Source organism: Demequina lignilytica (assembly GCF_030418375.1).
Lineage (GTDB): Bacteria > Actinomycetota > Actinomycetes > Actinomycetales > Demequinaceae > Demequina > Demequina lignilytica.
Window position 1 is genome coordinate 456,259 of sequence record NZ_JAUHPZ010000001.1, and the last position, 21,753, is coordinate 478,011.

General features: G+C 70.8%; 13 protein-coding genes. 5 read left to right on the forward strand and 8 right to left on the reverse strand.

Annotation, left to right across the window (positions count from 1 at the left end; all coding sequences use genetic code 11):
* Nucleotides 1–14 precede the first annotated feature (14 nt).
* From manD to QQX13_RS02070, 5 genes are all read right to left on the reverse strand, one after another.
* Nucleotides 15–1,226, reverse strand: coding sequence for a D-mannonate dehydratase ManD (gene manD, locus QQX13_RS02050; protein ID WP_436968552.1), 1,212 nt, complete (start codon nucleotides 1,224–1,226; stop codon nucleotides 15–17).
* Between the two features lie 41 nt (nucleotides 1,227–1,267).
* On the reverse strand, nucleotides 1,268–2,461 hold the full coding sequence (gene uxuA, locus QQX13_RS02055) for a mannonate dehydratase (protein WP_301152312.1): 1,194 nt from the start codon (nucleotides 2,459–2,461) through the stop codon (nucleotides 1,268–1,270).
* Nucleotides 2,462–2,573: 112 nt separating this feature from the next.
* Nucleotides 2,574–3,896: an ABC transporter substrate-binding protein gene (locus QQX13_RS02060; protein WP_301152314.1), complete on the reverse strand. Its 1,323-nt coding sequence runs from the start codon at nucleotides 3,894–3,896 to the stop codon at nucleotides 2,574–2,576.
* An 83-nt stretch (nucleotides 3,897–3,979) separates the two neighbouring features.
* Nucleotides 3,980–4,891 (reverse strand): carbohydrate ABC transporter permease, encoded by a 912-nt coding sequence (locus tag QQX13_RS02065; protein WP_436968543.1) that lies wholly within the window; start codon nucleotides 4,889–4,891, stop codon nucleotides 3,980–3,982.
* Nucleotides 4,884–5,825: a carbohydrate ABC transporter permease gene (locus tag QQX13_RS02070; protein WP_436968544.1), complete on the reverse strand. Its 942-nt coding sequence runs from the start codon at nucleotides 5,823–5,825 to the stop codon at nucleotides 4,884–4,886. Before QQX13_RS02070 ends, QQX13_RS02065 begins: the two co-directional genes overlap by 8 nt.
* Nucleotides 5,826–6,107: 282 nt before the next feature.
* Here QQX13_RS02070 and QQX13_RS02075 point away from each other — a divergent pair, with 282 nt between their 5' ends.
* From QQX13_RS02075 to uxaC, 3 genes are read left to right on the forward strand one after another with little or no spacing between them, the layout of a single operon-like run.
* Entirely contained in the window at nucleotides 6,108–7,121 is a 1,014-nt protein-coding gene (locus QQX13_RS02075; protein ID WP_301120517.1) for a LacI family DNA-binding transcriptional regulator, read from the forward strand.
* Between the two features lie 29 nt (nucleotides 7,122–7,150).
* Complete coding sequence (locus QQX13_RS02080) at nucleotides 7,151–10,747, forward strand: glycosyl hydrolase 115 family protein (RefSeq protein ID WP_301152316.1); 3,597 nt, start codon at nucleotides 7,151–7,153, stop codon at nucleotides 10,745–10,747.
* The gene (gene uxaC, locus QQX13_RS02085) at nucleotides 10,744–12,162 is read left to right on the forward strand and encodes a glucuronate isomerase (protein WP_301152318.1); all 1,419 of its coding nucleotides are present in this window, start codon (nucleotides 10,744–10,746) and stop codon (nucleotides 12,160–12,162) included. Before QQX13_RS02080 ends, uxaC begins: the two co-directional genes overlap by 4 nt.
* A gap of 12 nt (nucleotides 12,163–12,174) precedes the next feature.
* Here the strand turns inward: uxaC and QQX13_RS02090 are convergent, their stop codons facing one another.
* Both QQX13_RS02090 and QQX13_RS02095 read right to left on the reverse strand, forming a co-directional pair.
* A complete protein-coding gene (locus QQX13_RS02090) occupies nucleotides 12,175–12,618 on the reverse strand; it encodes a hypothetical protein (RefSeq protein ID WP_301152320.1) in 444 nt (147 codons plus the stop codon).
* A gap of 156 nt (nucleotides 12,619–12,774) precedes the next feature.
* Nucleotides 12,775–17,118: a carboxypeptidase regulatory-like domain-containing protein gene (locus QQX13_RS02095; RefSeq protein ID WP_301152321.1), complete on the reverse strand. Its 4,344-nt coding sequence runs from the start codon at nucleotides 17,116–17,118 to the stop codon at nucleotides 12,775–12,777.
* A 325-nt stretch (nucleotides 17,119–17,443) separates the two neighbouring features.
* Here QQX13_RS02095 and QQX13_RS02100 point away from each other — a divergent pair, with 325 nt between their 5' ends.
* Nucleotides 17,444–18,475 carry a LacI family DNA-binding transcriptional regulator gene (locus QQX13_RS02100; RefSeq protein WP_301152322.1) on the forward strand — a complete coding sequence of 344 codons (1,032 nt, stop codon included), beginning with the start codon at nucleotides 17,444–17,446 and terminating at the stop codon, nucleotides 18,473–18,475.
* Between the two features lie 6 nt (nucleotides 18,476–18,481).
* Here QQX13_RS02100 and QQX13_RS02105 read toward each other — a convergent pair whose 3' ends face one another.
* Nucleotides 18,482–19,837 carry a S1C family serine protease gene (locus tag QQX13_RS02105; protein WP_301152324.1) on the reverse strand — a complete coding sequence of 452 codons (1,356 nt, stop codon included), beginning with the start codon at nucleotides 19,835–19,837 and terminating at the stop codon, nucleotides 18,482–18,484.
* Nucleotides 19,838–20,024: 187 nt separating this feature from the next.
* Between QQX13_RS02105 and QQX13_RS02110 the strand changes: the two genes are divergently transcribed.
* Complete coding sequence (locus QQX13_RS02110; protein WP_301152326.1) at nucleotides 20,025–21,623, forward strand: bifunctional phosphatase PAP2/diacylglycerol kinase family protein; 1,599 nt, start codon at nucleotides 20,025–20,027, stop codon at nucleotides 21,621–21,623.
* The last annotated feature ends 130 nt before the right edge of the window (nucleotides 21,624–21,753 follow it).

The window sequence follows — 21,753 nt, forward strand, 5'->3', positions numbered from 1 at the left end:
GGTGGTTCTCCTGCTCACCAGTCGTGCACGCTGCCGTCGAGGCGGCGTGCCACAGGGAGGTACTTGGGGTTGTAGGGGAAGGCGGCGGCGGCCTCGTCGTCGTACTCGACCCCGAGGCCCGGCTCGTCGCTCACGTGCAGGTGTCCGTCGGCGTACGTCACTCCCGTGCGGAAGACCTCGGCCACCTGGTCGGGGTAGCCCATGTGCTCCTGGATGCCGAAGTTGGGGATCGCGGTGTCGAGGTGGATCGCGGCCGCCTGACACACCGGGGAGAGGTCCGAGGCACCGTGTGATCCCGAACGCACCTGGTAAAGCGCGGCGAGGTCGAAGATCCGACGCAGGTGCGTGATGCCGCCCGCGTGGACCACGGTGGTACGCACGTAGTCGATGAGCTGCTCGGTGATGAGGTGCTGGACGTCCCAGATGCTCGTCAGCGCCTCGCCGACCGCGACGGGGGTGGTCGTGTGCCGACGGATGAGGCGGAAGGCCTCCTGGTTCTCGACCGGCGTCGGATCCTCCATCCAGAACAGCTGGACGTCCTCGACCTCCTTGCCGAACCGCGCGGCCTCCTGGGGCGTGAGGCGGTGGTGGACGTCGTGCAGCAGATGGAAGTCGAAGCCGAACCGCTCCCGGACGGCGCGCAGGTACGTGGGGGCGAAGCGGAGGTACGCCTCGGTCGACCACGGCTGCTCCTCGGGCAGCGACGAGTTCGCCGGCTCGTACTTGCCGTCCTTCTTCACGCCGTAGGTGCCGGCGATGCCGGGGACGGCCGCCTGAGCGCGGATCGCCTGGTATCCGAGCTCCTGGGCGCGCGCGACATCGTCCAGCAGCGCGGCGGTGTCCGCGCCGGAGGCGTGGGTGTAGACGAGCACCCCCTCCCGCGACCGACCGCCGAGCAGCTGGTACACGGGCAGCCCCGCTACCTTGCCCTTGATGTCCCAGAGCGCGGTGTCGACGGCGGAGATCGCCGTCATGGTGACGGGCCCCCGGCGCCAGTACGCGCCGCGGTACAGGTACTGCCACATGTCCTCGATGCGGGCGGGGTCGCGGCCGATGAGCAGCGGGACCAGATGGTCCTCGAGGTAGCTCGCGACGGCGAGCTCGCGCCCGTTGAGGGTCGCGTCGCCCAGGCCGGTCACGCCGTCCGAGGTGGTGATCCTCAGGGTGACGAAGTTCCGGCCGGGGCTCGTGATGAGCACCTCGGCGCGCTCGATGACGGACACGATCGTGGCTCCTTCTGCGGTGGGTGGGTCGAGTCGGGGACGGGTCAGGCGGGGACGGGCGTGAGCGCGGAGCGGACGGCGAGCTCGACGCCGCGGAGCTCGGCCAGCCCCTTCATGCGTCCCAGCAGCGTGTAGCCGGGGTTGGTCCGGCGTGAAGGGTCCTGGTCGAGCAGGATCTGGTGGCCGTGGTCGGGCCGCATGGGCAGCCGCGGGCCGCCCTCGCGTGCACGGCGGTCCTCCTCGAGCAGGAGCTCGCGGATCACACCCACCATGTCGACGTCGCCGTCGATGTGGACGCCCTCGTGGAAGGAGCGCGGATCGGCCTCCCGCACGGTCGAGCGAAGGTGGACGAAGAAGATGCGGTCGGCCAGCTCGCGCGCCATCGCGACCAGGTCGTTGTCCTCGCGCACGCCGTAGGAGCCGGTGCAGAACGTGAGCCCGCTGGCGGGTGAGTCGACGGCATCGAGCAGCCAGCGCGCGTCCGACGCCGTGGACACGACCCGCGGCAGGCCGAGCAGCGGCCGTGGCGGGTCGTCGGGGTGGATCGCGAGGCGGACGCCGGCCTCCTCGGCGGCCGGCACGACGGCCTCCAGGAAGGTGCGGAGGTGACCGCGGAGCTCGTCGGCGCCGACGCCGTCGTAGCGCCGGAGATCCTCGCGCAGCGACTCGACGGTGTAGGTCTCCTCGGCGCCGGGCAGCCCCGCGATCACGGTGGCGATGAGCCGCGCGCGGCCCGCGTCCGTCATCTCGGCGAGCCGCGCGGACGCCGCCCTCAGGTCGGCATCCGCATAGTCGCCCTCCGCGCCCGGGCGGCGCAGGAGGTGGATGTCGAACACGGCGAGGTCGACGTGGTCGAAGCGCAGGGCCCACGAGCCGTCCGGCAGCGCGTAGGCGAGATCGGTGCGGGTCCAGTCGAGCACCGGCATGAAGTTGTAGCAGACCGTGTCGATGCCGCAGCGCCCGAGGTTGCGGACCGTCTGGGCCCAGGCGTCGAGGCGGCGCGCCGCTCCAGGCTCGCCCGACTTGACGTCCTCGTGGACCGGGATGGACTCCACGACCGACCAGGTGAGACCCGCGGCCTCGATCTCCGCCTTGCGGGCGAGGATCGCCTCGACCGGCCACACGGTCCCGTTGGGGATCTCGTGCAACGCGGTGACGACTCCGGTCGCGCCCGTCTGGCGGATCTCGGGGAGCGCGACGGGATCGGCGGGGCCGAACCAGCGCCAGGTGTGCTCCATGGTGTCTCCCGTGGGGGTGAGGGGGGGTGGGGGTCGTGCAGCGGACATGCGAAGCGGCGGGCGGGGCCGCGCTGGAGGGCGCGCAGGCCCGCCCGCCGCAGGGGTCAGAGCGTCAGGCGGCGTCGATCGACGACTGCAGCTCCGAGATGAACGCGTCAGCCGCGTCGATCGGGCTCGAGCTCTCGAAGTAGACCTCGAGGATGTAGCGCTGGATCAGGCCGTCGACGCCCGAGGCGCCGTTCGGCACGATCTCGGGTGCCTCGCCGAGGAGGTCGGCGATCGAGTCCGTGTACTCCACGGCCTTGGTCTCCTCGGGCGTGAGCGAGTCCGCCAGGAGCTCGATCGTGTTCGGGTTGGCCGGCAGGCCGCGCTCGGTGCCGATGATCTCGGCGGCAGTCGGGTTGTTGACCAGGAAGTCGATCAGTTGAGCCGCCTCCTCCGGGTGCTCGCTCTGCGAGGAGACCGAGAAGTACATGCCGGGCTTGAGGTAGAGGTACTTCGACGCGTTCGCGTCCTCGGTCGGGAGCTTGACGGCCACGAGGTTCGCGCCGTCGGAGGCCGCGGTGTAGGCCGCGATCTGCGTGATCTGCGTGAAGGCCATCGCCTGCTTGCCGACCGAGAAGTCGATCTGGTCGAGCGGGAGCGACGCCTGCTCGGAGTAGGCGGTCGCCTCGGCGGAGGCGCCGATCTTGCTCATCTCAAGGCCCTGGGCCAGGTAGTCCGCGAGGACCTCGGGCGAGATGGAGACGTTGCCGTCGGTGAACAGCGCCTCCCCGTTCTGGCGGGCCCAGAGCTGCAGCGAGAACTCGTTGTTCATCGGCGCGGTGCCGACGACGTCTCCACCGGAGACCTCGGTGACCTCGGCAGCGAAGGCGTAGAAGTCGTCCCACGTCCAGCTGTCGGTGTTGGGCAGGGTGAGGCCCAGCTCGTCGAGGATGTCCTGGTTCACCAGGATCGTGAAGCCCACGGTCGAGACCGGCATCGCGTACTGCGTGCCGTCGACCTGACCGATGCCGAGCACGCTGTCCGACAGGTTCGAGGTGTCGAGCGTCGACAGCGCGCCCAGATCGGCGAGCGTGCCGCGCTCGGCGTACGACGCGAGGTACAGCTGGTCCATCTGGATCACGTCGGGCATGTTCGAGCCCGCGGTCGAGGTCGCGAGCTTGTCCCAGTAGCCGGTCCAGTCGGAGAACTCGCCGACCACCGTGATGTTGGGGTACTCGGCCATGAAGGCGTCGATCGCCTCCTGGGTCCGCTCGTGGCGGGCGTCGGAGCCCCACCAGTTGAGGCGGATCTCGACCTGCTCGCCGGAGCCGCCGTCGGCGCCCGACGAGGCCGGGTCGGACGAGCCGGAGGAGCAGGCCGCGAGGCCCATCGTGGCGGCGGCCGCGAAGGCTGCCCCCGCGAGGACGCGGCGGGAACGGGTGAACTCCATGGTGAACTTCCTCTCTGAAGCGATGGCTATGGATTCAGGGTGTGCGGTGGTGAAGGGGACCCGACGGATTGGAGACGGGCTTGCTACTTGCCACCGGTGGTGGCGATTCCTCGGACCAGGTACTTCTGACCGAAGGCGAAGGCGAGCACCACGGGGATGATCGACACGACGCTCATGGCGAAGAGTGCTCCGTAGGAGGACTGGGACTGCGCGTCGATGAACGACCGCAGGGCGACCGGAACCGTGTACTTGTTCGGGTCCGTCAGGTAGACCAGCTGGCTGAAGAAGTCGTTCCACACCCAGATGAAGGTGAAGATCGCGGTGGTGGCGAGCGCCGGCTTCATCAGCGGCAGCAGGATCTGGAAGAAGGTCCGGATGTGGCCGGCGCCGTCGATGCGCGCCGCCTCGTCCAGCTCGCGCGGCAGGCCGCGGATGAACTGCACCATCAGGAAGATGAAGAAGGCGTCGGTCGCGAGGAGCTTCGGCAGGACCAGCGGGAGGAACGTGTTGATCAGCCCGAGCTTCGAGAACATGATGTACTGCGGCACGATCACCACGTGGATCGGCACCATGATGCTGACCAGCATGATCGCGAAGGCGGGCTTCTGGAACTTGAAGCGGAGCCGCGCGAAGGCGTAGGCCGCCATGGAGCACGAGACCAGGTTGCCGATGATCGAGCCCAGCACGATCAGCGCCGAGTTGAACATGTACACCGAGAACGGGTTGCCGAGCGCGGTCCACCCGTTGGTGTAGTTGTCGAAGTACAGCGACTCCGGGATCAGCGAGGCGTTGCCGAAGATCTGGCCGTCGGGCCGGAAGGAGCTCGCCACCATCCACAGGATCGGGTAGAGCGCGATCACGACCACCACCAGCATGCCGGCGTGGCGCATGACCTGACGGAACCGGGTGCCCGCGCTCACCTTGCGGGGCTTGAAGGGCGCGTCGTGGGAGGACTCGGCGGATCGGGAGCGAGCCCGGGTGGCAAGGTCAGTCATCGTAGTGAACCCATCGCTTGGAGAGCCAGAAGTTGAGACCGGTGAACGCGCCGATGATCAGCACGAGGAGCCACGCCATCGCGGCCGCGTATCCCATCCGGAAGTTCCCGAAGCCCTCCTGGTAGAGGTAGAGCGTGTAGAACAGCGTCGAGTCGGCCGGCCCACCGGTTCCTCCGGAGACCACGTAGGCCTGGGTGAAGTTCGAGAACGCGTTGATGATCGCGAGCACCAGGTTGAAGAAGACGATCGGGGTCAGCAGCGGGAGCGTGATGTGGCGGAACTGCCACCAGGCGTTCGCGCCATCGGTCGACGCCGCCTCGTAGTACGACTTGGGGATCTGCCGCAGGCCCGCGAGGAAGATGACCATCGGTGAGCCGAAGGTCCACACATGGAGCAGGACGATCGTCCACAGCGCGGTGTCCGGATTCGAGATCCAGCTCTGCGTCGACTCGATGCCCATCCAGCCGAGGATCGCGTTGAGCAGCCCGTCGGCGCCGAACACGAGGCGCCACAGCACCGCGATGGCGACCGAGCCGCCGAGGAGCGAGGGCAGGTAGAAGGCCGACCGGTAGAACGGGAGGAACCTCATGCCCCGATCGAGCGCGAGGGCCAGGACCAGCGCGACGAACAGCTGCAGCGGCACCGACACGATCACGTAGGTGAAGGTGACCTTGAGCGCCTGGTGGAGACGGTCATCCGTGAGCATCCGCTCGAAGTTGTCGAGACCCGTCCACTCCGGCGGCTGGAGCAGGTTGTACTTGGTGAACGACAAGTACAGCGAGTACAGCAGCGGTCCGGCGGTCAGCCCGAGGAGGCCGATGATCCACGGCGCGAGGAAGCCCAGCGCCGCCTTGTTGTCGGGCTGCTTGACCTTGATCTTGCGCCCGGCCTTGTCGCGCTCAGTGCGCATGCGATCGAGCTCGGCGAGGCTCATGGCTTCACCGCCCGATGCGTCCTGGCGTCGTTGCCCATCATGTCCCTCTCCTTCGAGGCGTCCCGGTCGTCTGATCGACCGCTGGACTTCGTGGTGATGACCGACACATTGGCATCGTTTGCGGTACGTGTCAAGCGCTGTTGCAGAAATGTTGCAAACGGCCGTCAGTCTCCGTTCAGATGCGCTCATTCATCGCTATGAAAACCATTGCAACTATTTGCAAAACTGGTTGCGCTTCCGCTAGTGTCGGAGCATCGTCACCATGACATCGAAGGAGCTGCCGTGAGCGCGACCATCAATGACGTTGCACGCGTTGCGGGCGTCTCGCCCTCGACGGTGTCGCGCGCCCTGAGCGGCGGGCCGGTCAACGCCGCCACCCGCGACCTGGTGCGCCGGACCGCCGAGACTCTCGGCTACCAGCCCAACCGCGCAGCGCGCGAGCTCATCACGGGCCGCACCGGAGCGCTGGGGCTCCTGGTCCCGGATCTGGGCAACCCCTACTTCACCGAGGTGATCAAGGGCGCCTCGTCACGCAGCCGCACGTCGAGCTACCCGATCTTCGTGTCCGACACCGACGAGCACGTGGCTCGCGAGCACGAGACGATCGCCTCGCTGCGCCACAACACCGACGGCCTCATCCTGTGCTCGCCGCGAGGCACCGACGAGGAGCTCCTGGCGCTCGCTCAGACGGGGCCGACGGTGATGGTGAGCCGTCACGTGCCGGGCGTGCCGTCCGTCATGGGCGACGCCGCCGCCGGCATCGAGCAGGCGCTCCAGCATCTCGGCGCGCTGGGCCATCGCAAGGTCGCCTACATCAACGGCCCGGCCGGGTCGTACTCCGAGGGCCGTCGCAGCGCCGGCCTCGCGGCGGCTCAGGCGCTCGGCATCGAGGTGGTCGAGGTTCCCGCCGCCGCACCCACGTTCGACGCGGGCGTGCTCGCGGCCGACCTGGTGCTCACCACGGGCGCGACGGCGATCATCGCCTTCAACGACCTCATCGCCATCGGCGTCCTCAACAGGCTCACGTCCCGCGGGATCCGCGTCCCCGAGGACATGAGCCTGGTCGGTCACGATGACATCCCGATGGCGTCCATGTGCACCCCGAACCTCACCACGATCGCGGTGCAGAAGGAGCGGCTCGGGTTCACCGCCACGGACCTGCTGCTTCGGCTGCTCGATCAGCGCGCCGCCCGGTCCTCGGCCACCGAGCCCGACGACACGTGCCTGCAGCTGCCGTCGATGCTCGTGGTCCGCGGCTCGACCGGGGTCGCACCGTCCACGCCTCCGCGTTCGTGACCCTCCGCCACACCCTCAGGGAGAAGAAGATGTCGTACGTGGGTCCCTCCGACCCGATCGAGCTCGCGAGCCGCGGCGCTCTCACCACCATCGCGCTGGACGCGCGCGAGGACGGAGCGGTGGCACGGGCTGTCGCCCACCTGGCGGGCGATCTCGCGGACGCCTGCGGCGCACGCACGTCGATCACCGCCGAGGTGGACCGGGCGCGCATCGTCGTCGGCACGCTCGGCTCCCCCGCGGGGGCCCTCGCGGAGTCGCTCGGCATCGACCTCGACCCGCTTCGGGACGGCGACCGTCCGGCGTGGGAGGCCTACGTCATCCACGCGATCGACGACCGCCTCTTCATCCTCGGGAGCGACCGCCGGGGCGCCATCTTCGGGATCTACGATCTGTGCCGCGCCGCCGGCGTCTCGCCGTGGCGGTGGTTCGCCGATGTGCCGGTCCGCACCTCCGACCGCCTGTCCGTCAGCCCGGGCCGTCTGGTGGCCGACCGCCCGTCGGTGAAGTACCGGGGCATCTTCATCAACGACGAGGAGGAGCTCGAGGCCTGGGCGCGGACGCACACCGCGGACGGCACGATCGGACCCGAGCTCTACGAGAAGGTCTTCGAGCTGCTGCTGCGCCTCCGGGCGAACCACATCTGGCCCGCGATGCACGTCAACCACTTCAACGGCGACCCGCGCAGCGGGCGGCTCGCCGAGGACATGGGGATCGTGATCGGCACGTCCCACTGCGACATGCTGACGCGCTCCAACCAGAACGAGTGGGCGCCCTGGCTGGCCGAGCGCGGCGAGGACGTGGAGTACGACTACTCGATCCCGGGCAGCAACCGGGAGGCGCTTCGGGACTACTGGCGCGGCGGCATCGAGCAGAACCGCGACTACGAGATCGCCTGGACCGTCGGGATGCGCGGCATCCACGACAGCGGTTTCGTCACCGCGGCGATCGACGCCGACGAGTCGCTCTCCCCCGCCCAGAAGGCGGACGCCAAGCGCGACCTGCTGGCCTCGGTGATGCACGACCAGCTGGGCCTGCTCGACCAGGTGGTCGGGCCCGACACCAGCGGCAACCGCCTGACCACGTTCGTCCCGTACAAGGAGGTGCTGGGGCTCTACGACGCCGGCCTCCCGCTGCCCGACGACGTCACCGTCATCTGGGCGGACGACAACTTCGGCTACGTGCGTCGCTTCCCGACCCCTGCGGAGGCCGCCCGCGGCGGTGGCAACGGGCTGTACTACCACTCGTCCTACTGGTCGCAGCCGCCCCGCAGCTACCTGTTCATCAGCTCCACGCCGCTCGCGCACATGAAGCACGAGCTGCGCAAGGCATGGGACCACGGCATCCGCACCCTCTGGGTGAACAACGTGGGCGCGATCAAGCCGCTCGAGCAGGACCTCGAGTTCTTCGTCCAGTACGCGTGGGAGGTCGGCCGGGAGTCGACCACCGCCGACGTCGACGACTTCACCGCCGGCTGGGTGGACGGAATGTTCTCCGGCGGGCACGGCACCGAGGTCGCGGACCTCCTGCGCACCTATGCCCAGGTCACCAACGTGCGCAAGGTCGAGCACCTCACCAACCGCGCGTTCGACCAGACCTCCTACGGCGACGAGGCGGCGCGCCGTCTGGCGACGCTGCGGGACCTCTACGATCGCGTCAACACCGTGCTCGAGTCGCTGCCCCCAGCGGAGCAGGACGCGTTCTTCGAGCTCGTGGCCATGAAGGTCCACGCCTCGTACCTGAGCGCCGGGCAGTTCGCCTACGCCGACCGCTCGCTCCTCGCGTACGACCAAGGAAAGAGGGTCGCCGCCGACCGGTACCTCGAGATCTCCCGCGCGTTCGAGGACAACCGCCGGGCGATGATCGCCCACTACAACACGGTCATGGCCGACGGCCGGTGGGACGGCATCCTCACCCCAGAGCAGTTCGCCCCGCCCACGACGGCGCTCCTGCCCGCCGCCCGCCCCGCCCTGGCGCTGGGCGCATCCGGCCTGGGCGTCACGGTGTGGGGCCAGGACGCGTCGGCGGTCGCACGGCGCCTCACCCTCTCGCCGCACTCCCCCCACACGATGTGGATCGAGGTGTTCCCCACGGGCGGCGACGCCATCGAGGTGACCATCGAGTCGGACCCCTGGATCGAGGTCGAGCGCCCGCGCGGACCCGTCGCCGTCGAGCAGCGGCTCGCCGTCCGCCTGCTGGACTCCGCCGATCACCCCCGGTCCGGACGGATCGTGGTGACGGGCGCCGGCGAGTCCATCACGGTCGACGTCACCGCCGAGGCCGCGGTCGCGGCAGCACCCGGCAGCCGCATCGAGGCGGACGGGGCCCTCGCGCTCCTGGCCGACGAGCCCTCGATCATCGAGGCCGCCACGCACTCGTCGTGGTTCACCGTCCCCGGCGTGGGCCGCAACCAGAACGCCCTCCTCGCGGTGTCCGGCGACCCCCGTGACGACGCCGACGGCGGAGCCCGTGCCGGCTTCCGCATCCACCTGCGGACACCCGGTGCGCACCTGCTCGAGCTGCATCGCTTCCCTACGCTCGACTCCACGGGCCGCATCCGGCTCGGCGTCGCCGCCGACGACCGCCCGGCCGTCGTGGTCGAGTCCGACACGACTGATGAGAAGCGCGGCACGTGGTGGGACGTGGTGGTCGAGAACGTCGAGAAGCTCACGCTGCGGCTGCCGTTCCTCGACGCCGGCGAGCACACGCTGTGGCTCGAGGCGATCGACCGCCACGTGGCCCTGTCCAAGCTCGTGATCTACACGGACGAGCGGCGGACCTCGGCGCTCGGACCGCTCGCGGCCCTCGCCGTGAGCGGCAGCCCCGCCGGCCCCGACCCCGACCCGGCCGCCGTCGACCTCGACGGCATCGAGCGCACCAGGGCCGACCGCTACCGCGTCGACCTCGACGCGATCGAGCCGCCCGCCGCGGTGTTCGCACCGGCCGACTTCTGGTCGGACGACACGACCTTCAAGGTGCCGCCGCGCGCGGCGCAGCCTCGCGCGGCCGCGCCGGCCGAGAGCGATCCCCGCCGCAAGGACCTGGTGGGCGCCATGCCCCGCGGCCCGGTCGCGCAGCTGTCGTCGGGCGCGTTCGCGATCGAGGCCGAGTGGGCGCTCAGGAACGATGCGCACGCCTACATCACCGCGAGCCTCGACTCCCCCGCGGTCGCCTGGCGCCACACGCACGCGGAGACGGCCGGGAGGGCCGGCCTCGCGATGCATGTGGACCAGCCGCGACGCCGCTGGGTGGACCCGACCCGAGCCCCGGGCCTGCACTACTCGCTGGAGGTGTCCACGCCGGGCGAGTTCCACGTGTGGGCGCTCGTCAAGTACGACAGCCATGCCGACGACGGGATCTTCCTCGCGGTCGACGGCATGCCGCAACCCCTCGAGGAGCAGTCGGCTCAGGGCGCGATGTACACCTTCGGCACCCAGCAGGTGTGGGTCTGGGCGCACGTCTCGACGCTCGCGCTGGCCGCCGGACCCCGCACCCTCTCCGTCATCGCGCACGAGGCCGGCCTGCGGGTCGACCGCCTCTATCTCACGCTCGGCGACGAGCGGCCACCTCTCGACGCCGAGTGGCCCCAGCCCGCGTCGCCCGTCCACCACCTCGAAGGAGAGTCATGACCACGCCCTGGTCGCTGCACGCCGAGCGGGCGCTGCCCGCGGACACCACCACCCGTGCGATCGCGACGGAGATCTACCGGTCGATCGCCGACCTGCCGATCACGTCGATGCACGGTCACGTCGACGCGGGGGTCTTCGACCGCGACGAGCCGTTCGGCGATCCTGCCGAGGTGCTCGTGACGCCGGACCACTACCTGCTGCGCATGCTCGTGTCCCAGGGCGCGAACCTGGCGGAGCTAGGGGTGCGCACGTTGGACGGCTCGCCCTACGAGACCGACCCCCGCGCCATCTTCCGGAAGTTCGCCGAGGGCTGGCACCTGTTCCGCGGGACCCCGACCCGGTACTGGATGGAGCACGTGCTGGTCGAGGTCTTCGGCGTCGAGAAGCCGCTCAGCGCCGACACGGCGGACGAGGCCTACGACCGGATCGCCGCCCTGCTGGCCTCGGATGCGTTCCGGCCCTTGGCGCTGCTCGATCGCTTCAACATCCAGCTGATCGCGACCACCGATGGCGCCGCGGACCCGCTCGCCCACCATGCGAGCCTGCAGGAGCGCGGCTGGGGGGACCGCATCGTCCCGACGTTCCGCCCCGACCCCTTCCTCGCCCTCGACGGCGCGCACTGGCGCGACCACATCGACGCGCTGAGCGCGGCGTCGGGCATCGACGTGGTGAGCTACCCCGCGTATCTCTCGGCCCTCGAGCAGCGTCGCCAGGCGTTCGTCGCGATGGGCGGCGTGGCCACCGACCACGGCACGACCATCCTCGACACCACCCCCCTCACCGACGCGGAGACCGCGCGCATCTTCGACGCCGCCCTGGCGGGGACGGTCAGCGCGGCAGAGGCGCAGGCCTTCGGCGGCCACATGCTCACCGAGATGGCACGCATGTCGACCGAGGACGGGCTGGTGATGCAGCTGCACCCCGGTTCGCTGCGCAACCACGACCCCGCGGTTCAGGCCCTCCACGGCCCGGACGTCGGCTACGACATCCCCTTCGCGACCGAGTTCACGCGCGCGCTGCAGCCGCTGCTGATGCGGTTCGGCCACCACCCGCGGCTGCGGCTGATCCTCTTCACGCTGGACGAGGACACCTACTCGCGCGAGCTCGCGCCGCTCGCCGGGGTGTATCCGGCGGTGCGGCTGGGAGCGCCGTGGTGGTTCCTCGACGCTCCGGACGCCATGCGCCGCGGACGCGAGGCCGTCACGGAGACCGCGGGCTTCTACAACACGACCGGCTTCGTCGACGACACCCGTGCGTTCTTCTCGATCCCCGCCCGACATGACCTGTCGCGCCGCGTGGACTCGGGCTATCTCGCACGCCTGGTCGCGGAGCACCGCCTCGAGCTCGACGAGGCGATCGCGACCGCGTACGACCTGACGGTCACGCTCCCCCAGTCCGCCTACACGCGGACCTGAACCCGGACGCGGCTACTCCCCGCCGATCTCGCGGACGATCTCGCCCAGCTCGCCGACCGAGGCGAGATCGGCGGGATCGTTCGTGACGAACACGAACCCGTCGCCGACCACGATCCCGGCCGAGGCGTCGGCCGCCTCGATCGCCGCGAGATCGCCGTCGCGCGCGTCGGCGGACGTGTAGATGGTGAGCGTCGCGTCGACGGTCTCGTCGCCGTCCGCGTCGCAGGTGTACTCCCATCCCGCGACGACGCCCTCGCCCGCGACCTTGCCACCGACCCAGGCGGGGCAGTCGGCCGACGCCTTCACCGTCGCCAGCAGGTCGCCGACGTTGAGCTCGACCGCCGACGCGGATGCGGTGGGGGCCTCATCGGAGGCCGTGTCGGCCGTGCAGCCGGCGAGCAGGATTCCGGCGGTCGCCGCGAGCGCCGCGGCGGTCGCGCTCTTCGTGATGCGCATGGTGGTTCCTTGGTCGGAGGGTCCCGTGCGGGACGGTCTCCTTCCACGGTACGGCGCGCCGCTAGGGACCTCCCTCCCGAAAGGTCCCACCGCGCCCTCCGGGCATGCGAAGGTCCCGGCCGCCCCACCCTGACGTCAGGCGGCCGGGACCTCAGGTCACCGCAGGACGAACCCTGCCGTGGTCACGTTGCCGGCGACGTCCGTTACCACCAGCACGTTGTCGCCGGCGACCGCGCCAGGCGAGTCCACGGTGACCTTGTCCAGGTCGGCGACGGTGCCGCCGGCCAGGTCGAGCGGCGAGCCGTTGAGCTCGACGGAGGCGAGGGTGCCCGCGTCGGCGAGGGTGAGGCTCACCTTGGTGTAGACGCCCGGCTCCTTCTGGTTGGTCCACCGCGAGCCGGCCTTGAGGGTCAACGTCGGCGCCGTCGCGTCGATGGTGACCTCCACGGTGCGGGTGACCGAGAGGTTCCCGGCGAGGTCCTGCGCGTTGTACCGGACCGTGTAGTCGCCGTCGGGCAGCTCCACGGAGGCGCGGTGCGTGCCGGACGTGGCGCCGTCCATCGTGGACTGGGTGCTCCGCACGAGCACGCCGTCCCGGTAGATGTTGGCGACGATCCGCTCGAGACCACGGTCGTCGGTCGCAGCGATCTCGAGCTCGAGCGACGTGAACGGGCCCGCGGTGGTGGGCGAGATTAGCGTGGTCTCAGGACGGACCGCATCGGCCACCTCCCGCTCGACCTCGATCACGTAGGTGGCGAAGTCGCCCGGGAAGGAGCTCACCGTCACCTCGACCGAGTTGAGCCCCTCGGCGAGAGCGACGTCGGTGCTCGTGGCGCCGGCGGGCACGAGCACCCCGTCGACCTCCACCTGCTGGCCGTCCCACCCCGGCTGCCACGCGATCTCGAGGGCGTCCGCCTCGGCGGGCACCAGCTCCTCGACCGCGTACGGCTGCTCAGCGCCCACCCGGGACGGAGAGAACTGCGGCGTGAGCGCGTAGCCGGTGACGGTCAGGTCCGCCAGCTGCGCCAGCTGGCTCGGGTTGATGCGCGTGAGCGCGACCGTGACGGTGCGCTGAGAGCCGTCCTCCGCGGTCACCACCACCGGAACCTCGGTGACCACCTCGGCCTCATCGTTCGCTCCGGTACCGAGCGCCACCTCGACGCCCTCGCCCGGCGCGACCGGCTCGCCGGCGACCGTCGCCGAGGCGAAGATGCTGGTCGGCGACACCGCGAGGGTCGCCGTGGTGGCGAACGGGTCGACGGTGCCGGTCCAGGTCGAGCCGTCCGCGGAGGCGGTCAGCGCGACGTCCACGCCGTCGACGGTGGCGGACACCGTGCCGAGCGACGCATCGTCACGCTCGTACGGGGCTCCCGTGTTGACCCGCAGGTAGTCGAACACCAGGTCGCCGCGGTTGGAGCCGTTGACGAAGATGTTGAACCAGTCCAGGTCGTCGACCGGCGTGCGCAGCGGCTGGTTCGTCAGCACCGGCGTCGACATGTCGTCGATGTAGAAGTCGAACGTGCCGGTGCCGAGGTGCACCACGTTGCGGACGGTGTACCAGTGGCCCTGCGTGTACGAGGCCACCTGCTTGACCGAGCTGGACCCCGTCACGTTGTGCGTGATGATCTTGCCGCCCGAGAACCCGAACGTCGCGGACGGGTTGCTCGAGGAGGCCGGGTCGGTCGCCTTCCAGTTGGACTCCGTGTAGGAGTACAGCGCGACCTGGTTGGGGCTGCCGAACGTCGAGGTGCGCATGACGCGAGCCTCGATGGTGACGGTTCCCGTCAGGTCGGCCTCGACGGCGTTGTGCACCGTCAGGCTGCCCGAGCTGCTCGAGGTCTTCGACACCGCGAGCACCTGGTTGGCCGGATCGGCCGGGTCGGCCTGGATCTCGATGGTGCCGACAGCGGCGTTCGGCTCCGCCACGAGGACGCCGTCGGCGGTCGCCGTGAACGCGCCCAACGGCTCATCGTCGAAGTCCTCGTTGATGAAGTACTCGGTCTCCCCCAGGTCGGAGGCGAGGGTGACGTCGACCGCCGTGGTCCTCGCCGCCGTCACGGAGACGTCCGCCACGGTGGCGGTCTCGTAGTCCGCGAGGGACACGGTCACCGTGTACGCCTCCCCTGCCGGGATGCCGGCGACCGCATAGGCGCCGTCCACGCCGGTGGTAGTGGACGCGACGGTGGTTCCCGCGAGCGACACCTCCACGGTGGCGCCCGCCAGCCCGACGCCGGCGGAGCTGACGATGCCCGCCAGAGTGCCGGAGGTCGCGCTGGTCGCGCCGAGCAGCAGGTCGGCGCCGACGGTGCGCTGGTCGGCGAGCGTCACGGGGACGGCCACGCCATCCGCGTACTGCGGCGCCGAGGCGACCAGCGAGTAGGCGCCCGCGGGCGCCTCCAGCGCGTAGCGACCGCTCGCGTCGGCGACCACGGAGCCCGCGCCGGAGCCCGCATCGGTCCAGCTCACCGTGGCGCCGCCGACGGGGAGCCCGTCCTCGGCGAGCACGAGGCCCGTCGCCAGGCCGAGCCCCGCCGCGGGCACGTACACCGCGGGTCCGATCGTGGGCGGCGAGGTGAGCGCCTGACCGAAGAAGTCGACCGTGAGCGGAAGCGCGCTCGAGGCGCCCGCGCCGGTGACGCCGAACCCGGGGGCCAGCGCCGAGAGGTCCACCTCGGACCCGGCTGCGATCAGCGAGGACGTCGCCGCCGCGATCGCGGCGTTGCTGAGGTCCGCCGCGGGGTCCCCACCGAGCGCGGGGTCACCGGTCACAGCCGTGGCGTCCTCCGCCGGCGGCACCACGGACGGGCCGTAGTACGCGTTCGAGGCGAACGTGACGCCGGGGTACGACGCCTGGAAGGAGGAGGCGGACACGGTCGCGCGGGTGTTGATGAAGACGTTGTCGATGACATGGTGCCGGTTCTTCGCGACCAGGTAGGAGCCTGCGTCGCCCGACGACCGGAAGAACCCGACGGTGTTCGAGCTCAGCGGCGCCTGCGTGTTGTACATGAGGTTGCCGTAGATCACCTGCACGCCGGAGTCGCCGTGGGGGTTGACGTAGTTGCGGTCCACGTCCTCGATCACGTTGTAGCGGACCACCGCGGTGCCGAAGGCGAACCCGCACAGCAGGATCCCCTCGCCCGACTCGTGCACGTAGTTGCCCTGGATGAGGATGTTGGAGGTGCCGCGGTCAGGGTCGATGCCGTTGGAGTCGGCGGCGTTCGCGCGCTTCTCCACCTCGGCGACCTCGTTGTCCTGCACCACGATGTTGTCCGAGTAGTACATCTCGATCCCCGAGACCCCGGAGCCGTCCACCACGTTGCCCTCGACCGTGGCGTCCTGGACGCTCGTGAGGTAGAGCGAGTCCCACCCGTAGGCGGTGTCGCGGTTGGTGAGGTAGTTGCCCGTCACGACGATGTCGGAGTGCGGGCGCCAGTCCGGGTCCTCGGTGATCACACCGGAGGTGGAGGCCTTCGCGACGGCGCGATCGCCCCAGCCCGGGTCGACGTCCTGGTAGCGGTAGGTGCCCATGCCGGAGAACTGCTTGAACGCGACGTTGGAGAAGGAGGTGTTCGCGACGACGTTGTCCGCGAGCGTCACGTCCTGGAACTGCGACGGGGTGACGGCGTCGCCCTTGAGCCCCTCGAACAGGATGCCTCCGGTGCGCTTCGAGCGGTCGAGGCCCGTGTTGCCGATCGACCAGATGACGCCGCTGACGTCGTGCACGAAGACGTCGTGGATCGAGAAGCCGCTGAGCACGCCCGCGCTCTCGGCCTGCACGTGGATGCCGCGCAGGTCACCGGTGGCGGGGTTCTCCTCGCCCGGCAGCAGACCGTTGTTGGCGCCCGGCGAGAACGTCGACGGGTCGAAGCCCTCGAACACGTTCGTGATCTCGATCTGGGAGATGTCCCAGTGCTCCTGGTTGGTGAGCTGGAGCACGTCGTTCACCACGCCGCGGCCGTTGAGCTCGGGTGCCGCGCCGTCGCCGTAGCTCGAGAGCACGATGGGCGCCGCGGCCGTGCCGGAGCCCTGCGGTGCCAGCAGCGCGGTCGCGGCGGGACCGTCCACGTCCGTGGGGACGCCGCCGCTCCACGAGGTGTAGTCGTAGGCCTCCTTCGCGACCGTGTCGCCCGCGGCGTCCCAGACTCCGCCGGCCTTGAGGAGGATCCGGTCGCCGGGAGCGAAGACCGTCGTGTTGACGTGATCGAGGCTCTGCCAGGCGGTCGCGGGCGAGAGGCCGTCCGCCCCGTCGGATCCCGCCGCGGAGTCGACATAGTAGGTGGTGCCCGCGGCGCTGGGGGCGGTGCCGTCGGTGACGGGGAGCTCGCCGGAGGCGACCACCGCCCGGCCCGCGGCGGTGAGGTCGGACTTGTCGGTATAGCCGGCGAACATCGGACCGGAAGGCTCCGCGGCGGCGGCGGGCGCGAGCGCCAGGCCGCCGAGCAGTGCGGCTCCGAGGGCCGGAGCGACGCAGCGCGCGAGCAGGCTGGTGGGGGTGATCATGGCACGGGGCTTCCTTCCATGGTCCGCGGCCGGCATGGGGGACGATGCCGCGGGTCGTGGCCGGGACAGGGCGCGCCTCCGACGGTGGAGACGGTCCGGTCAGCCGCGTCGATGCGGCCGTCCCGAGCCGGATTCGTGCTGCCCGGGACGGTCCCGGGAGAGGGACGGAGCGGCTCTGCCCCGTCGTGACGACCAGCCTGAGTGACCGGTCACTTGGATGACTCTCCGGATGCTAGTGATCGGTCACTCGGTGTGTCAAGGTAGAGTCCGGACATCGGTCCGCGACACCATGGACCTGGCCCGCCGCGACTCGGAGAGGAGCCTCGTGAGCACCGAGACCGCCCGCCGGGGGCGAGCGACCATCAGGGACGTCGCTGCGCGGGCGGGGGTGTCCCACCAGACGGTGTCCCGGTTCCTCCGGGCGGACCCCACCATCTCCCCCGCGCTGCGGGAGCGGATCGAGGCGGCGGTCGAGGCCCTCGACTACCGGCCGAACGTCGTGGCGCGCGCGATGCGCGGACGGCGGACCGGGCGGCTCGCGCTCCTGCTCCCGTCCGGTGAGGCCATCAGCTCCCTCGAGATCCTCGCGGGCGCGACCGGCGTGGTCGAGGACGGCGGCTACGCGCTCGAGGCGCTGACGATCGGCGGTCCACCCGCCGCGCGTGCGCAGCGCGTGGTCGACCTCCTGGACTCGGGGCTCTTCGAAGCCGTCGCCGGGCTGACGGCGCTCGAGGTCGAGCCGGGACGTCTGGTCGCGCTCCGGACGCCCGTGCTTCTGGCACCGAGCTACGACTCCCACATGCGCTCCGTCGGGGAGCTCGCCGACGGCTCCCGGATCGCGGACCTGGTGTCCGGCCTCGCCGACCTGGGCCACACCACGTTCGTGCACCTGGCAGGTGACCTCGAGCACGCCTCGGCGGTGAGCCGCCGCGAGGTGTACCTCGAGACCATCGCGTCGCTCGGGCTGCACTCCTACGGGGTGATCGAGTGCGGCTGGTCGCCCGAGCGCGCCGGGGACGCGATGGGCGCGCTGCCCGGCGCGGCGGGCGTCACCGCGGTGATCGCGGCGAACGACAAGCTCGCGGCCGGCGCGATCCGTGGTGCGGCACGGCGCGGGTGGACGGTGCCGGGCGACCTGAGCATCACGGGGTGGGACGACAACGAGCTGAGCTCCGTCATGATGCCGTCGCTGAGCACTGTCAGCGTCGATCACGCCCGTCTCGGACGCCGCATCGCGCGGGACCTCCTCGCGCTGGTCGATGCGTCGCCTGCCGCGCCGCCGGACGACGAGGAACCGATCACGCGCATCGTCTGGCGTGAGTCGACCGGCCGGGCGCCGGTGCGCCCGGCCGGCTGAGCGGACCTACGCCGCCGGCCCCGCGATGAGCGTCGCGTCACCGGTCTGAGTCTCGCCCGACGTGTCGGTCCACGTGAGGGTCACGGTGTCACCCGGCTCGTGGTCGACGAGCGCGGCGGCGAGGTCGTCACCGCTCGCGACGGTCGTGGCGTCGATCGCGGTGATCACGTCGCCGGCGGCGAGCCCGACGGCCGCGGCGGGCGTGTCGGCGTACACGTAGCCGACCTGGGCACCCTCGACGCTCGCGGTGGTGGCCGACGATCCGGGACGCCCGCCGGGCATCACGGCGTACGTGCTGTCCGGCGCGATCGCGATCCCAAGGAACGCCGGGTACCCGATCTCGACGCCGTCGGACTCGTCACCCGCCTGGATCTGGTCGACGATCGCGAGGGCGTCCTCGATCGGGATGGCATAGGCGATGGTGGTCGCGAGGCCGCTCGAGGCGGCGGTGGTGATGCCGACCACCTCGCCCTCGTCATCGAGCAGGGCGCCGCCGGAGTCGCCCGAGACCACGTCGGCCTCGAACTCGATCATCCCGTCGAGCGTCTCGCCCGAGACGGAGTACTCGGAGGCGGTGGTCACGGAGGACTCGAGCTCGGTGACCGACCCGTCCGCGGCCATCAGCACTCCCCCGCCCGACGCGTTGCCCACCGCGGTGACGTCGTCGCCCACGGTCGGATCGCCGTCGTCGTCGAGCGTCACGGTGGTGAGCCCGGAGGCGCCCTCGAGCTGCAGCAGCGCGACGTCGTCGTCCGCGTCGGTGCCGACCACGGTCGCCGTGTAGGTCTCGCCGGTGGTCGCGATGGTGACGGTGATCTCGGTCGAGCCCTCGATCACGTGATTGTTGGTGAGGATCAGGCCGTCCGACGTGAGCACCAGCCCCGTGCCGGCCGCCTCCGCCTGGTTGTAGGAGAGGACCGTGTCGATCAGCACGATCCCGGCGGACTCCGCATCGGACGCCTCCGTGGCGTCCTCCTGGGTCGAGGTGGTCATGCCGGACGATGCCTCGCCGGGTCCGCCCCAGCCGTACGTCCCGCCCGGGGTGGTGACGGTGCCGCCCGACGAGTCGCTCGGGCTCGTGAGCGTCGAGTCCTGAGTGCTCGAGTCGTCGGAGGCCGCGTCCTGGACCGTCGTGGTCGCGGTGACCTCCGACGTGTCGGCCGCCTCGGCGACCCCCATGACGATGCCGGCGAGCGCCAGCGCGGCCACCGCCGCCGCGCCCACCTTGCGTCCGATGCCGGTCCTCCAGCGGGGCTCGCGCAGCGCCGTCGCAGCGGGCGCGGCGGGCGCGGCGGGCCCGACGGCCGCGATCGGCTCGGTCGACGGTGCGGGCTCGGCCGGCGGCCAGGTCGGGGTGCTCATGGTGGTCTCCTCGCGTCGGTTGTCCTGCCTCCTACTCCACTCCGCGAGGCGAAGAGCGCGCTGGGAGGAATCCGGGAGGTCGCTGAGAGGTTGCATGGGCAGCCGCGGCCATCCGGAGCGCGGCTACCCGGGCGGCTCACCGAGCAGCCGCCTAGGATGGACGCATCCGGCTCGCACCAGGAGGAACATGCTGATGGGCAACAGCGGCACCGCCGGGACGGCAGCACGCCGCAGGTTCGAGCCCGCGGCCTTCGGGCTCGCCCTCGCGACGTTCGTCGTATGGACCATCGGGGTGACGACCGGGTGGGCCGAGCGGACCGTGGACACGTGGTGGCCGGACATCGAGCTCGACCCGCGGTCCTACTTCAGCCAGGTGCTCGAGGCGTTCGCGCTCATCACCAACCCGTTCTTCATCATGATCGCGACCGCGTTCATGGCGCTCCAGGCCTACCGGCGTCGGCACCGCCATCTGGCGGCCGCGCTCGCGATCGGCGCCGCCGGGCTGCCGGTGTGGGCGCTGGTGTGGAAGCTGATCGACCGATCGCGCCCCGAGACCGCGTTCGCGGACTCGATCGCCGCGGCGGGCCCCGCGTACCCATCCGGCCAGATGGTCTCGGTCACCATCCTGGTGTGGGTGACGGTGACCATCGCCAACGCGCAGCGAAGGACGCTGTCCGAGCGCATCACGCGCCGGCTGCTCGGCGGGCTCCTCGTGCTCAGCGCGGCTCTCGCGCAGCTGCTGATGCAGACCTCTCACCTGTCGGACATCGTCGGTGGCTGGCTGTTCGGCGTGATGGTCGGTGCGGCCGCCCTGTGGATCAGCGGCATCGACTCGATCTCGAAGGCGTGGGCGGCACGCAAGGCTCCGACGGGCCCGACGCGCAAGGCCGCCGTCATCTACAACCCGACCAAGATCGACGACCTCGAGACCTTCCGCCGTCGCGTCGCCTTCACCATGGCGAGCACCGGCTGGGCCTCGCCGATCTGGCTTGAGACGCGCGAGGACGACCCGGGCTTCGAGATGGCGCGCACGGCCAAGGAGAAGCAGGTCGACCGGGTGCTGGTCGCCGGCGGCGACGGCACCGTGCGCGCGGTGTGCGCGGAGATGTCCGGCAGCGAGATCCCCGTGGCGATCATCCCGGCGGGTACCGGCAACCTGCTCGGCCGCAACCTCGGAATCCCGCTCGACGAGGACGAGGCGCTCGAGCTCGCCCTCGTCGGCACCCCCCGGTCGGTCGACGTGGTGCATTGGACCACGGACGCCGGCAAGGACTCGTTCGTGGTGATGGCCGGCGTCGGCCTCGACGCGCAGATCATGCGGGACACCAACGAGACGCTCAAGAAGATGGTCAGGGGCGGCGCGTACGTGCTCGCCGGGCTCCAGCAGCTGGGGTCCGAGCAGTTCCAGGCGACGGTGACCGTCGACGGTCGCGTGGTGCACGAAGGCGACGCGCTCATGACCCTCGTCGGCAACGTGGGCAAGCTGCAGGGCGGCATCGCGCTCCTGCCGTCCGCGAGCGCCGCGGACGGACGCCTGCACGTGCTCGTCGCGACCAACGAGGGCGTCAGCGGCCTCAAGCGGCTCGGCAACGCGCTCCGCCGCGGCGGGCCGATGCCGTTCGTGCGGCGCGCGCGGGGCAAGAAGGTGACGGTGGAGATCGACCGCGAGGTCCCGTTCCAGCTCGACGGCGACACCGAGGGGACCACCACGTCCTTCACCGCCGAGGTCGAGGCGGGCGCGCTGCGCGTGGTCGCGCCCCGGCCGAGCGGCCAGAACGAGTCCTAGCAGGTCGGTTCGGGGGGTTCCGCGAGAACCCCTGTGGAGGCGGCCTCGTAGATGCGGCCCTGGCGCCGGACCCTGGACGCGGGCGCGGCCGCGCCCTGCGGACCCGACGTCGGGGACGCCCCGCCGCCAG